The organism is Bradyrhizobium sp. WSM2254 (genome assembly GCF_000472645.1).
GTDB lineage: Bacteria > Pseudomonadota > Alphaproteobacteria > Rhizobiales > Xanthobacteraceae > Bradyrhizobium > Bradyrhizobium niftali.
In genome coordinates this window covers 1-12,080 of the sequence record NZ_AXAB01000058.1, presented here as the reverse complement: position 1 = coordinate 12,080, position 12,080 = coordinate 1, and the positions used below count along the sequence as shown (strand labels likewise).

12 protein-coding genes and 1 pseudogene are annotated in these 12,080 nt (G+C 58.5%); 5 read left to right on the top strand and 8 right to left on the bottom strand.

All coding sequences use genetic code 11. The annotated features are described in order from the left end of the window. The first annotated feature begins 465 nt into the window (after positions 1 to 465). On the top strand, positions 466 to 705 hold the full coding sequence (locus tag A3M7_RS0133520) for a hypothetical protein (protein WP_027547823.1): 240 nt from the start codon (positions 466 to 468) through the stop codon (positions 703 to 705). A gap of 196 nt (positions 706 to 901) precedes the next feature. On the opposite strand, the gene A3M7_RS45385 is transcribed toward A3M7_RS0133520, so the two are convergent. The 6 genes from A3M7_RS45385 to A3M7_RS0133485 all read right to left on the bottom strand — a co-directional run bounded on the left by A3M7_RS45385 (position 902) and on the right by A3M7_RS0133485 (position 6,646). Beyond that, entirely contained in the window at positions 902 to 2,590 is a 1,689-nt protein-coding gene (locus A3M7_RS45385; protein WP_049823860.1) for an MASE4 domain-containing protein, read from the bottom strand. Between the two features lie 1,120 nt (positions 2,591 to 3,710). After that, positions 3,711 to 3,923, bottom strand: a complete 213-nt coding sequence (locus A3M7_RS0133505; RefSeq protein WP_027547821.1) for a hypothetical protein — start codon at positions 3,921 to 3,923, stop codon at positions 3,711 to 3,713. An 830-nt stretch (positions 3,924 to 4,753) separates the two neighbouring features. Continuing rightward, positions 4,754 to 4,900 carry a hypothetical protein gene (locus A3M7_RS50000; protein ID WP_198033857.1) on the bottom strand — a complete coding sequence of 49 codons (147 nt, stop codon included), beginning with the start codon at positions 4,898 to 4,900 and terminating at the stop codon, positions 4,754 to 4,756. 10 nt (positions 4,901 to 4,910) lie between these two features. After that, on the bottom strand, positions 4,911 to 5,192 hold the full coding sequence (locus A3M7_RS0133495) for a hypothetical protein (protein ID WP_245284375.1): 282 nt from the start codon (positions 5,190 to 5,192) through the stop codon (positions 4,911 to 4,913). 727 nt (positions 5,193 to 5,919) lie between these two features. Next, positions 5,920 to 6,174, bottom strand: coding sequence for a hypothetical protein (locus A3M7_RS0133490; RefSeq protein ID WP_027547820.1), 255 nt, complete (start codon positions 6,172 to 6,174; stop codon positions 5,920 to 5,922). Positions 6,175 to 6,259: 85 nt separating this feature from the next. Next, positions 6,260 to 6,646, bottom strand: a complete 387-nt coding sequence (locus tag A3M7_RS0133485; RefSeq protein WP_210164304.1) for a RidA family protein — start codon at positions 6,644 to 6,646, stop codon at positions 6,260 to 6,262. A 179-nt stretch (positions 6,647 to 6,825) separates the two neighbouring features. Here A3M7_RS0133485 and A3M7_RS0133480 point away from each other — a divergent pair, with 179 nt between their 5' ends. Continuing rightward, entirely contained in the window at positions 6,826 to 7,722 is an 897-nt protein-coding gene (locus A3M7_RS0133480) for a LysR family transcriptional regulator (protein WP_027547818.1), read from the top strand. Positions 7,723 to 7,920: 198 nt separating this feature from the next. Here the strand turns inward: A3M7_RS0133480 and A3M7_RS0133475 are convergent, their stop codons facing one another. Both A3M7_RS0133475 and A3M7_RS45380 read right to left on the bottom strand, forming a co-directional pair. After that, a complete protein-coding gene (locus A3M7_RS0133475) occupies positions 7,921 to 8,607 on the bottom strand; it encodes an alpha/beta hydrolase (protein WP_027547817.1) in 687 nt (228 codons plus the stop codon). 507 nt (positions 8,608 to 9,114) lie between these two features. After that, the gene (locus A3M7_RS45380) at positions 9,115 to 9,945 is read right to left on the bottom strand and encodes an ABC transporter permease (protein WP_049823859.1); all 831 of its coding nucleotides are present in this window, start codon (positions 9,943 to 9,945) and stop codon (positions 9,115 to 9,117) included. A 374-nt stretch (positions 9,946 to 10,319) separates the two neighbouring features. Here A3M7_RS45380 and A3M7_RS0133465 point away from each other — a divergent pair, with 374 nt between their 5' ends. The 3 genes and pseudogenes from A3M7_RS0133465 to A3M7_RS45375 form a co-directional block, all read left to right on the top strand. Continuing rightward, positions 10,320 to 10,883: an SDR family NAD(P)-dependent oxidoreductase gene (locus tag A3M7_RS0133465; protein WP_049823858.1), complete on the top strand. Its 564-nt coding sequence runs from the start codon at positions 10,320 to 10,322 to the stop codon at positions 10,881 to 10,883. A gap of 83 nt (positions 10,884 to 10,966) precedes the next feature. Then, positions 10,967 to 11,245, top strand: a pseudogene (locus A3M7_RS50805) (cupin domain-containing protein); the annotation flags it as partial. After that, positions 11,170 to 12,080 (top strand): molybdopterin cofactor-binding domain-containing protein (locus A3M7_RS45375; protein ID WP_371090230.1); only part of this gene is annotated, 911 nt, incomplete at its 3' end. The pseudogene A3M7_RS50805 and the gene A3M7_RS45375, both read left to right, overlap by 76 nt.

Here is a 12,080-nt window from a genome sequence, read left to right as displayed (position 1 = left end):
ACTCGCGAAAATGATTAGCGCGGCGGTGCCAAGCCCGACCGTCACCAGCGCGCGCTCAGCCTTACGTGTGAGGTCTTCGTTGGACATGGCCCGATTTCCCTTCGGGGAGCAAACTTAACAAATATTAGTTTGTTCCTAGGCCTGCGCTGTAATTCCATTTTTCCAAATCAGGCCACTCTCAAATTCAACTTAGGCCACCAGGGGTTAAAACAGGCCAGTACCGGGGCTGGGGGAGTGATCAGCGTGATCGCTGGTAACGACGAAATGACAGAGTTAGCGGCGCGCGAGGTCCCTTATGGGCCATGTGTGGACGTATATGGACCCGCTCGATTTCAACAGATTAGCTGAGTTAGTATCGACAGTCACAACTGCTGACGTATATTCGGCTTTTTGAAGCGGCTGGACAACGTCTTCGCCGCGAGCCTCGATGGGTTTTCGCCCGCTACCGCATGGAGGGGTTACAACATGGCCACGGCGCGCGAGTACATCGATTTTTGGACAGCGAACAGCGTTCACCCGGCCGAGCAATATGGAACGGCCGGCGCCACACAAGACGCCCTGGAATTGGTCCGACGGCTTGTAGACGGAGCTAAAGAGCAAGGCATTTCTGAGGATGCCCTGCGCGACGAGGTAGGCGATCTAGTGGAATACGTTCGAGGCAAACTTAAAAGCGCAAATCAGGCTGAAACCGATCGCCGAAAGTGATGCACGCGTTTGCAAGGGGGACGGCAAGAGGCAGCCAACTGTAAGGCCTTACTCCTTCGCTGGACCCGAGCAAGTCAGCTCTGGGTCGATCGCGTCGGTTTGGACCTCTGCCGGTCACTTCCGATCTACCCTGAGCAGCAGACGTTGCGACCGGCTGTTCGCAGGTCTCTGAGGGGCCAAGAACGGATGATAATCATCAACTTAGCGACGCGGTCGGGCGCTGCTCGCGAGCCGGTATGGCAAGCTCAAAAATGGAGCCGTCGGACTCCGACTTGACCAGTCTCAATTTGCCCCCGGACCTTTCAACCAAGGCAGAAGAGATGGCGAGCCCCAATCCCATACCATCGGGCTTCGTCGTAAAGAACGGATCGAATATGCGCTTTCGGTCGTCGGCGGAAATTCCACATCCGGAGTCTTGGATTGACAATAACACGGTCGATTGACCGTCGAAACTGGCTCCGAGCCGCAGCTGTCGTGCTCCAGCGGGAGATGAGCGCATTGCATCAATAGCGTTTCTGATCAGGTTCAAGAGTACTTGCTGTAGTTTTTCGCCATCTATCTGCACCTCGGGCAGGTTGCCTTGAAGTTCCGCAGTGACAGATATCTGGTTGATTTGAAGATCGTTTTTTAGCAATCTTAGTGCGCGCTGTGCCGCATTCTCAGCGCTTGTCTGGACACCTCCATCATTCGCCGTGGTTGTGATTTCGCGAAGGCTTGAAATTATTGCAGCGGCGCGATGGCTGTCGGCCTCTATGTCGCTAAGGATATCCTCAATGCCTTCAAGTTCGCGGGGGCTCGCCCGCAACTGGCAGAGGGCTGTATTGGCATTAAGCGCAATGGCTCCCAAAGGTGAGTTCAACTCATGAGCGATGGCGCGCGTGACAGCATCCACTGTCAAAAGCCGATTTGTGTGTTCGCGTCGCTGCAAAGTGACGGCGCTGGCAAGGCGCGAATAAAGTAACATTGTTTCGATGATCAAGACTGTCAGCAAAATGCAACTGCTGACCAAAACAAAGCCACGAGCCGCGTACCAACCAATGGTGAATCGTACCGAGCTTCCGATAATCGCCACCAAGAAGTTTGGCATGCAGGCAAGCAAAGTCACCATCAACCATAAATCGAGGACTGTGCGTCTCCGAGCAAATAACACGGCCAACGCGGTAGCACCCCATAGCCAAAGCGCCAGATTGACCCGATTGCCAAACCGCGTCTGCACGTTGACGTCGTTAGTGTAGAAGATCGGGATATATTCGGTTTTCGTCGTTACGATCCAAGTCAGCACAGCGATTGTCGCAAGGACGCTCGCAACAGTTATTATGATGTTGGCCTTAGTCTTGCCCGGCGGATCGACAAACCCAATCGCGTCTTTGGAAAAAGCATAGACGAGAATGGCGGCCGGAAACATCGTGTGCCAAAGCACGTAAATCCATGCTGCAGAGTTAGAACCATCACCGATCAGACCAGCGGGGGCGTAGCCGCCGGGAAAAGTCAGCGTCTGCAGGAACGCGAACAAACTGCTGAAAACGTAACCGCTTGCGACCGCGAGAAGGGCTCGCTGCGGCTGGATGGAATATTGAGCAAACAGAAGGGCTGCTGTGAGGAGATCGGCAATACTCAAGGCGGTCTGCAAAACCGGAATGAAGGCATCAACGCGGCCCAACTGGATGCTCGCGAACGGTGCGATAGCCGCCGCAGCGAAGACCAAGAGGGCGGCGACGCCGAGGGCCATCGTCTTTTGTGGCCCCGCTGCGGGCACGTTTGCGAAAATTAATGGGAAATCTTGCTCTTCTCCCTGAACAGAGTTTCCGACTGCGGCCGGCGGTACGACAGGCGGCCCAGCTGCCGCTGTGCTGCCGATAAGTCCCAAGAACCGGCGCTGCCTCATGCCCACTCCCAAGCATTTATAAGTGGCATTGTAGTCCTCGTGGGAACGCGAAAGGAACAGGGGCTTGTGGGGTTCCAGGAATGTCCGTTCCGGGTCACAGGCGGCGGTCGAGCATCACGGCAGACGAGGTCTGCTCTCCCGGTAACGGCGGACCTCACCGGGCCACCCAGTGGCTTCGCCTTGGGGGCCAATGTCAGACGTCGCCCGCGAGAAAGACGCCGTCCTTCTGGGCGGCCTTACTCCGCATCGATCCTGTAAAGGTCGCCGGGTTCGAGCTAGAGATCCTCGAACATCCTTTGCTGCTTTTCAGTGAGAACCGCTGGCACAACTTCCGCCGTCCAGCCTTCGGGAACGGCCGCGAGGACCAGCTTTATCGCCTGACTCGGTTTGGTTAACGCTAGCCACATCTGCTTCGTTGGCTGGGGCGCGTCGTCCGAGGTCACCTCAACGACAGTGAACGAATTGCAGAACGACTCTGCCATCAATGGTTAATGCGGGGACATGCTGAGTTGCAATAACTAACTGGGTCGAGGAAGTCGGACGGGGCCGGCAATCAACCTATAAGTGGGCACCCAAGCGGTGTTCCACGATTCTATGGTCGCGCCGAGACCGAGCACTCGAAGCTGGCGATCTGCCGACTCGGGGCCATCGCCTCGGTTCGGCTATAGACCGCGCCACACCGACAGGATCGGTTATGAGAATCGAGCATGCCCGTTTATGCGCCCTAACGGCGAAGCAGGCCACTGCGAAAATCGAACTAGGCCACTGGGAACAACCTGGAACCGCCGGATGGGAGGTCCGCCTTGCTCCAGCCTCTGCAGTTATCGGTGTGCAAAGCGCATGATCGCTACCTACAACAAAGAAAATCCTATGAAGGCATACGGAGGCGTTCGAACGCCATTGCCTCTCGACGCGCCCGCCTATCTCGACGGGACCATGTCACGCGCCGTTGTTTCGGAAAGCCTCTGGGCGTGAATTGAATTGCCCAGAAGTGGAGGCCTGCCGGTTCACGCGGGCGGGCCGACATGCTAAGGTAGCATCAGCGGTCGGTGCCCGCCGATTGCCAATAATCTCAGTCAAACTCCCGCTGGTCGCAAGATCGGCGGGTTTCTTTTTTCGGCTAGCCGTCTCGGCACGAAATGCCGAAGTTGTCGCAGGAAAGCGCGAAGGCTTCTTTCGCCTTAGCGTCCTCGAAGCAAAAACGCGCGCCGATGTCGGCGCGGTCGACATGCCAGTCCACTTTATTTTCTTTGGCGATTCGAGAAGCTTCCCCGCGTAGGAGATCCAATCGTCTTCCCGCGGCGAAAACGGTTAAGCAATTTTCTTTTGGCATTATGCTCGTCCTCCAACGTCAATTAGGACAATAACCTGCCGCTGATCCTCCGAAGTGCCCTATGAATTAAATCACTATGGTTTCCGGTTCCATCGATTGAGGGAGGGCCCGCCGAGGCTGGCGGACGGGCCCTCGCCCCAAGCACAAGGCCGCCAATGTCCCAACGGCCCCGTCCCAGAGGGAAATCTGGGCCTGATTCCTTACCAGCGTCTATACGAAGGTAGTCTGCCAGCTTCGCATCAGCAGAGCTTGCGGGTTAGCTCAAGCGAATTATTCTGCAACCTATTATAGAAATGTGTATTAGGAGCCACCCATTGCCAACATCCATACAATCGATCGTCTCCGCTTATGTACGTTTGGGAAATCTGCAAGCCCTGGAAAATATGCGAGACCTTCGCCGCCAGTTGCTGGGAACAGTGCAGACCACAGCTAGCATCGACCCTGCTCAGTCTCGAGATTCTATTCTCGAGGACCTCCGAGTGATCGAGGATGGACTGGAGCAGCTTCGGCCTCTACTCGTACAACGGCAGTGATCAAGTGGCTCGCCGCTTCACGCTGGCGGGCCTATCAGGCTGACAAAAGCCGGACATATGTCCCGCTCTCGTGCAGCTCGAGCCAGCCGCACTCGACTGCATGCTTGATGCCTGCACCGAACTTCGGGCCGCTGGCCTTCAACGTAAAGAGGAACGACGCGCTGAGATGTGGATACGGCCGTCCGGGACCGCCTCGATGCCGGCGGCGAGCTCGACCAGCTTGCGGGCTGCAGCTTCAGGATCTGCGTAGGTGCGTTCGACGGTGAGCTTCTTGAGCTAGCCGTACAGCGATTCGGTTCACTCCAGAACGTCGTACTCGAAGGCGACGCCCTCGGGATCGTTCTCCTCGAACCACCTTTCCGCGGCATCGACAGTCGCAAAGATCTTGACATGCTCGACGTCGCCGACTTGCTTGGCGGTGTTCACGTAGACGAAGACGGTCATTGATCCCTCTTCAGCTTGCGCCGGCCCCATGCGGCTCTTTGCCCTTGGGGTTGAACTCCGGGACGTGGTGACGGTTCAATACCCGCATAACCCCGATGCGGGCAAACATCGTCGGGCCGCCGCGCTCGACCACCAGGAGCAACGCTTCCATCGCCGCTCGCCACTCGGGCGCGTTATGCTCTTTCTTCGGCAGTGCGGCGATGTACTCACCGGCATCAAGCAGCGTCCCCAGAACCCGCCCTGGCGCCTTGACCGGTTCGTCAAAAGGGCGGCCCCAGCCCCGATCTGTCATTCCTTGCGTGTAGCGCTAGGCGCGCTTTGTTGTCCACAGTGTCAATCGCGATACACCGCGTCGGCACGACTCGCCGTAGTCTTTTGTCGCGTCCTTCATGGCGCTTTTCCTCCCTTAGACTGAGCCCGTCGCGAAAGGCGGGCTTCCTTCGAAGGGGAGCAATGTGCCATTCAAAGCGCAACCTGAGGGCGAGCGCAAGGTGCGGCGCACTGCACTGCATACTAAGACGAGGGCGGCGCGGATCAGCCAATGCTGGACGACTGGGCGTGCAGGCGTTCCGGTTCGGAACGCCTCAAACCAGGCCTGATAGCATGATGTTTAGGGCCTGCCGGTTTGCGCTGGCGGGCCTTTGTGCTTGTTTTGATCACGTGTGCCGAAATTAAATACATGCCTCGGTTTCACGAATTGTTCTCGTTCAAGGAAAAGTTGGCATGTTCCCGTGCACGGAACGGCCAAAATTTGGTGCTTAACCGAACAGAGGAAAGCTTGTAGCGCGGGATAAATTGGCAACGCTTGGTGATCCCATTACCGCCAAGCACCTCCCAGCGGCCCCGGCCTCATGCTCGCTTTCACGGCCGGGGCCTTTTTCATCCACCTTTTGTCTTAGTGCACACGAGGGCGACGTTGCGCATCATGGGGCGTCTGCCTCCGGCTGGCCTGAGCAGACCTCTCGGCCCTGTGCTGCGGATTCGGTGCGGACCTCCAGGTGGCACGGGGCCGATTTGGTCTACTCGATGGAAGCTGAAAGCAGCCGCCCGTAGGTGCCGCCCTCATGCAATTCGAGCCGGCCCTTCTCGACTGCATGCTTGATGCCAGCCCCGAACTCCGCGCCGCTTGCTTTGAGCGTGCAAAGGAAGGGCGCGTGGATCTTCTCAATGTGGATGCGCCCGTCCTGGACAGCCGCGATTGTCGCCGCTAGCTCGACCAGCTTGCGTGCAGCAACTTCCGGATTGGAGAACGGGCGTTCGGGGACGTGCTTCATGCGGTCTCGTGGGCTGATCGGATAAGCGGTCATCGCGCCTGAGGAAGACCGCCCACGAATTGTGACATCAGCACGGCGTCCTCCGTTAGGTGTGTGCGATGGCGCTGATTTCGACCAATTGCTGAGGCGATGCCAGCTCGGTCACGCCGATTAGCGTGGCGGCCGGCCGATGGCCCGCCAAATATTCCTTGAAGACGCGCACGCTGGCTTCAAAGTGCTCCTGCGGTTTTATCAAATAGATCTCGATGTACGCCAAATTCGATTTTTTGACTCCGAAGCCCGCAAGCACCCGATCGAGATTTTCCAGCGTCAGCCGGGTCTGAGCCTCGATATCGCCATCGACGAATGCGTTCTGATCATGGGAGAACTGCCCGGAAATATAGATGGTGTTGTTGACCTGATAGCCCTGAGTGACGCTGTTGCCTGCTTCCCACGCGACACCGTGGTCGAAGATTTGTGCTTTGCTAATCATATCAGTTTTCCTTGTAGTTTGTGGCGGATGCGCGATGCCGTGCGCAGCTGGTAGGCCGACCTCACCGAGATACGTATCCGGCGACATTGCTGCGGCCTTGATGCATATAGACGTTTGATTGGCGACTGGCGGGCGACACACAAGCGAAGCCATGGCCGCACTTAAGTTGGGGGCATCTCATGCTGCGCGGGCATTTGAACGATATCTTTATCTTCATGGCCGTCGTTGATGCTGGAAGCTTCGTTGCCGGGGGGCGGTCAGTGGGAATGTCGCGCTCAGCCGCGGCCAAAGCCGTAATGCGCCTCGAGGATCGGATCGGCGCTCGTCTCCTGAACCGCACGACGCGAACACTTAGCGTGACGGACGAGGGCCGCGTGTTCTACGAACGCGGGCTGCAGGTTCTCGCGTCCGTCGAAGAGGCCGAGGCGAGCATGGCCGGGAATGGCGGTACGCCGCGCGGGATATTGCGGCTCACCGTTCCGGATGCTTTCGGCCGGGTCGTGGTTCTGCCACTGATAGAGAAGTATGTCGCGACATGGCCGGAACTCCAGGTCGAGGTGAGTTTCACCGATCGTCTGACAGACCTTGTCGAGGAAGGTTTCGATCTGGCGATCCGGATTGGCACGACGATGCCGGATACGCGCCTTGTCTCTCGGGTGGTCGCCAGCCATGGCGCGATACTCTGCGCCTCGCCGGCCTATCTCAGCAATCACGGTGAGCCGCAAACTATCGATGATCTCGCAGCCCACGACGGCTTGATCTTCAGCAGCCGCAATCAGAGGCAGGGCTGGCGCCTGCGAACGGAAGGCGGCCCTTGGATCAAGGCGCCGGTTCGTAGCCGACTGCGGTTCGATAGCGCAGAAGCCCTCCGACATTGCGCTCTGGCCGGCCTCGGCATTGCGCTTCTTCCCGACTTCTTGATCAGCAATGACTTGGGTGCAGGCCGCCTGCGGAAGATTCTGCCCGGCTTCAAGGCTGACGAGGTCAAGATCGTTACGATTTATCCCAACAAACGTCTGCTGGAAGCTCGCGTTCGCCGTTTCATAGATCTGGTGGTTGAGCAGCTTGGAAGCTGATTCCTTCAACCAGTTCCATCTTTGGCGATGGAGCCACGCAAAACAGTTTGACCACTTTGTCCGCTGCGGGTCAAAAGCTGCGGCCAGCATGTCCATTGTGTGAGTTCCGGTCTCCCTCAGACAGCTGACGTGGCGACGACTCGTGGCGGCCTTGGCCAACACAAACTCGGCTTTGGCTCAACGGACAAGGGCAAGGGACTAGCCAGTTTGGCTCTTCTCACATGCAAGAAGGCGCCCGGTCAGCCCTTGCGGATTCGACAACGCGACGAGATGGCCACCCGGAAGTTCCTCTACCTCCTTTCCGAGCCTTTCGCGCGCGACGCGCCTTTGAAATTCGATCGGGAAAAAGCGGTCGTCACTTCCCGCAAGAACATGAATGGGGATGTCGGGCCAGCGGTCGAAGCGACAGGGCTCGCCGAAAACAGTCTCAGCTTGCTCGCGTGGTCGTTCCGCGCCGTCGCGCAGCACTTCCTGCGGAACGTCGTGCAGAAAGTACGTTCCCACGTCGAATTCCGTTGCATAGCCGTGTCGCGCTGTAGCTTGTTCCCGCGCTTCGACCGCTCCTGTTGCGCCCCACCATGCACCAGCAGTCTCGCCGGGCTTTGGGATCATTGCGTTGACGAACACGATCATCCGCACGGGCGCAAGCGCGCGAACGATGGGCACCATGAAGCCTGCAAGCGACTGAGCGACGAGAATAACGTCGTTTCGTTCCGCGATCGCGCGGATGACGATGTCCGCATACGCTGCGAGACCGGCGTGCCTATCGTCGCCCGGTAGATCGACCGCGATGGGTTCGTGCCCCGCCGAGTGGAAAAGCGGGACCGCGCGGTGCCAATACCAAGCCATGCCGCCCGCCCCCGGGACAAGGACGAATGATGCCATTTGAGTCCTCCTCCGTTGCTGCCGGATTAGTTGCAAAACGCGCTTGGCTTGCTTGAACAGGATTGATCTTGGAACGATGAAAATCGAGGGGCCGGGCTGATTGTCGGCTCGTCTTGGCTGTGTGAAAACGCGAAGACGCTCAATCGCGAGAGAAGAAGTTATTCGTCCAAGACCGTATTAGTCGCTCAACGCGGAAGCGGATTCAACTCAGAGATCGAACTGAAAAATATCATTCTCGCCGCGTTTCGATTTTTGAGTTTTTACACAGCCAGGGTCAGGAGCACCCGTCAATGCAGCCATCGTACAACGTCCGGTCTCCCGCAGTCAGCCGACATGGCGGCGGCCCGTTTGTTGTTCGGCTGAGGGTCAATAGGCGACCTCGTTACTCCGTCTGTAACACGGACAACTGAACGTCCATCCCTGCATCACCCGCAGCCGCAAAGAATCGGCGACAACCTTAGCGAGTTGGCCGTTTAATGGGCAGAATGACAACTGCCTATTGCAGCCTCAATAGCTGGTCTTGCCTGGCGCTTGTCGCGGCCTTTGGCTTTGCTGCCCCACTAGGCCGGCAAAGACCAGGGCGACGACTGCGACCGAGACGATTATGATCGCGCCTGAGAATGCGTAGATTGTCGGCGAGGCACCCGAATTCATCGCGCCGAACATATAAAGCGGAAGCGTGTTCTGGCGGCCGGCCAGGTAGTAGGCGCGCGCCTGCTCGTTCAGTGAAAGCAGAAATGCAAAGACGAAGCTTGAGATGAGATTGGTGCGCATAAGCGGCAGGGTTATGTCGACGAAGGCCCGTATCGGCCCGGCGCCGAGGTCGCGGGCCGCCGCGATGGTGCTGGGCCTGACCGCCGACAGGCCGATGAGCGAGACCACAGCGGCGAACGGCAGCGTCCACAGAAGATGTCCGATTGCTATGGTGACCCAAGATGGGGCGAGACCGACAACTCTCAGAGTCGCCGACAGACCGAGGCCCTCAATCGTACCCGGGACGAACATGGCCGAGAGAATGACGAGGAGGAATACGCCGCGCAGGCGCGTCATCGCCCGGTAGGCGAGCGCAGCAGACAGGCCGATCGGCGTCGCCAGTGCGGCTGTTGCGAGCCCGACCAGCGCGCTTTCCTTGAGAGCCCCGGCGAGGCGGCCATCGTCGAGAAGTGCAAAATACCATTTGAGGCTATAGCGGCTCGGCGAAACGAGTCCAAGCTGCGCGTCCGGGTTCAGCGATGCAAGCAGCAGGTACAATACCGGCGCATACATGATTGCTAGGCTCAGCGCCGTGATAGTGGTGAACAAAAGCCGGCCGCAGTTCGCGGGCCCACGTTTTTGCAACTCAATTTCCCCGTGCGATCTAGCCAAGACCCCCGCTCTCTAAACCTGAAGAGGCGAAGGATGAGATTCGGATATGAGAAATTAAATCGCTGCCTCGATAACGCGCTCGACGTCTACCCTAGTTCGTCTCTACCGCAATTATGGACGCTTGAATCCGGAAGTACGCCAGGTAGGTATTGGACGATCGACGAATGTTCGTCGCAACGAAAAAAGAGCGGCGGGGTCTGCCGACTCCCTCCCTCGGCTCTCGACTCAGATAGAGTTCGAGCCATGCTCAAAGTGTCAAATGATTTTGTCCAGTTGGAACGTTCGTTTCACGAACTCGCGTCGGCAGGGCGGCAGCGCTGGCATTCGCGCGCGAAGGCGCCAGTGTCGTGGTCGCAGATGCGTCGGAAGCAAATAATCGAGAAACCGCACGGATCATCGAGCAGGCTGGCGGACGGGCGATTGCCATCAGCTGCGACGTCTCCCGTGAGGAAGATGTAAGGGGCGCGCTGGAAAAGACGATCGAAGTATTCGGGCGCCTGGACTACGCCTTCAACAATGCCGGCGTCGAACAGGCTGTCGCGCCCCTGGCCGATCTCACCGTGGAACTGTGGGATCGATTGATCGGAGTCGATCTGCGCGGCGTGTTCCTGTGCATGAAATATCAGATCCCGCTGATGCTGAAGCAGTGTGGCGGCTCCATCGTCAACACTTCCTCCGGTGCGGGGATCAAGGGCTTCGCAGGCCAGGCAGCGTACTGCGCGGCCAAATTCGGCGTGGTTGGTCTATCGAAAGCGGCCGCACTCGACTACGCCAAGTCAAACATTCGTGTGAACGTCGTATGCCCCGGCATCATCGAAACGCCGATGATGGACCGCTTCAGCGGTGGCACACCCGAGGGAAGGGAAAGGTTATCGCACAGGAGCCGGTGGTGGCGCACGCAATGGCCGTAGACGGCGGCCAGACAGCGTAACGAGAGCGGTCCGGCCTCGGACCCGTCAATCAGCTATTGGCGTCGCATCGAAAGGGAATACTCATGGATATTAAACGCAGCGGCTCTCGGCCATCCGGCAAGTGCCCGGGTGAATGGTTTACCGGCACCGTCCGGATCGACCCGCTCTTCAGCCTGCCGGAGCCGGCCCGCGCCGCCGGCAACTTGGTGACGTTCGAACCGGGTGCTCGCACAGCCTGGCACACTCATCCACTTGGCCAAACGCTCATCGTCTCGTCGGGCTTGGGCTGCGTGCAACGAGAGGGCGGCGCCGTCGAGGAAATTCGACCGGGGGACGTTGTCTGGTTCGAGCCCGACGAGAAGCCATCACCATCGTTACTCATGAGAACGCAGGACCGCTCGCAAAGGGCGAGTTCTATGCTCAGCGCTTCCTGGCCGGTCCGGACGTCGACCATTACCATCAGGTCGCGGCCTTGGTCGTCGCCGAAACGTTCGAGCAGGCACGGTCGGCCGCTGCCCTCGTCCGTATAGATTATTTCAGGAGCAACGGATCGTTCGATCTGGAGGCCCATAAGCCGACGGCGCCGCTTGCCAAGCAGGGTCCATATGGAGGTCCCACCGAGACAGCCGTCGGAGACTTCGCTGGCGCATTCGCGGCTTCGGCGGTCAAGCTCGACGAGACCTACACGACGCCCAACCAGGCGCACGCCATGATGGAGCCGCACGCAACAATAGCGATATGGGAGGGCGACAAGCTGACCTGCTGGACATCGATCCAGCAAATGAACTGGGGCACACGCGATCTGGCCAAGGCATTGGGCATTCCAAAGGAAAACGTCAGGCTCATATCACCGTATATCGGCGGCGGATTCGGCGGGAAGGGAACGGCTCAGTCCGACCTTGTCATGGCAGCGCTCGGAGCGCGCGCAGCCCGCAGGCCCGTCAAGCTGGCACTCCAGCGGCCGTTGATGTTCAACAACCTGATCCATCGACCGGCGACCATCCAGCGCATTCAGATTGGCGCAACTTCGGACGGCAAGATCATCGCGATCGGCCACGAAAGCCTCTCGGGCAATCTTCTAGGTGGTCGGACTGAACCGACGACGCTGTCAACTCGGGCGCTTTACGCCGGCGCCAACCGAATGACACGTGTACGTTTGGCTGTACTCGATCTGGCTGAAGGAAATGCGATGCGTGC

What these genes read in the sequence shown, in the direction of transcription:
- A3M7_RS0133520 (WP_027547823.1), top strand. Translation starts at nt 466, where the DNA reads ATGGCCACGGCGCGCGAGTACATCGATTTTTGGACAGCGAACAGCGTT.
- A3M7_RS45385 (WP_049823860.1), bottom strand. Translation starts at nt 2,590, where the DNA reads ATGAGGCAGCGCCGGTTCTTGGGACTTATCGGCAGCACAGCGGCAGCT.
- A3M7_RS0133505 (WP_027547821.1), bottom strand. Translation starts at nt 3,923, where the DNA reads ATGCCAAAAGAAAATTGCTTAACCGTTTTCGCCGCGGGAAGACGATTG.
- A3M7_RS50000 (WP_198033857.1), bottom strand. Translation starts at nt 4,900, where the DNA reads ATGACCGTCTTCGTCTACGTGAACACCGCCAAGCAAGTCGGCGACGTC.
- A3M7_RS0133495 (WP_245284375.1), bottom strand. Translation starts at nt 5,192, where the DNA reads ATGACAGATCGGGGCTGGGGCCGCCCTTTTGACGAACCGGTCAAGGCG.
- A3M7_RS0133490 (WP_027547820.1), bottom strand. Translation starts at nt 6,174, where the DNA reads ATGAAGCACGTCCCCGAACGCCCGTTCTCCAATCCGGAAGTTGCTGCA.
- A3M7_RS0133485 (WP_210164304.1), bottom strand. Translation starts at nt 6,646, where the DNA reads ATGATTAGCAAAGCACAAATCTTCGACCACGGTGTCGCGTGGGAAGCA.
- A3M7_RS0133480 (WP_027547818.1), top strand. Translation starts at nt 6,826, where the DNA reads ATGCTGCGCGGGCATTTGAACGATATCTTTATCTTCATGGCCGTCGTT.
- A3M7_RS0133475 (WP_027547817.1), bottom strand. Translation starts at nt 8,607, where the DNA reads ATGGCATCATTCGTCCTTGTCCCGGGGGCGGGCGGCATGGCTTGGTAT.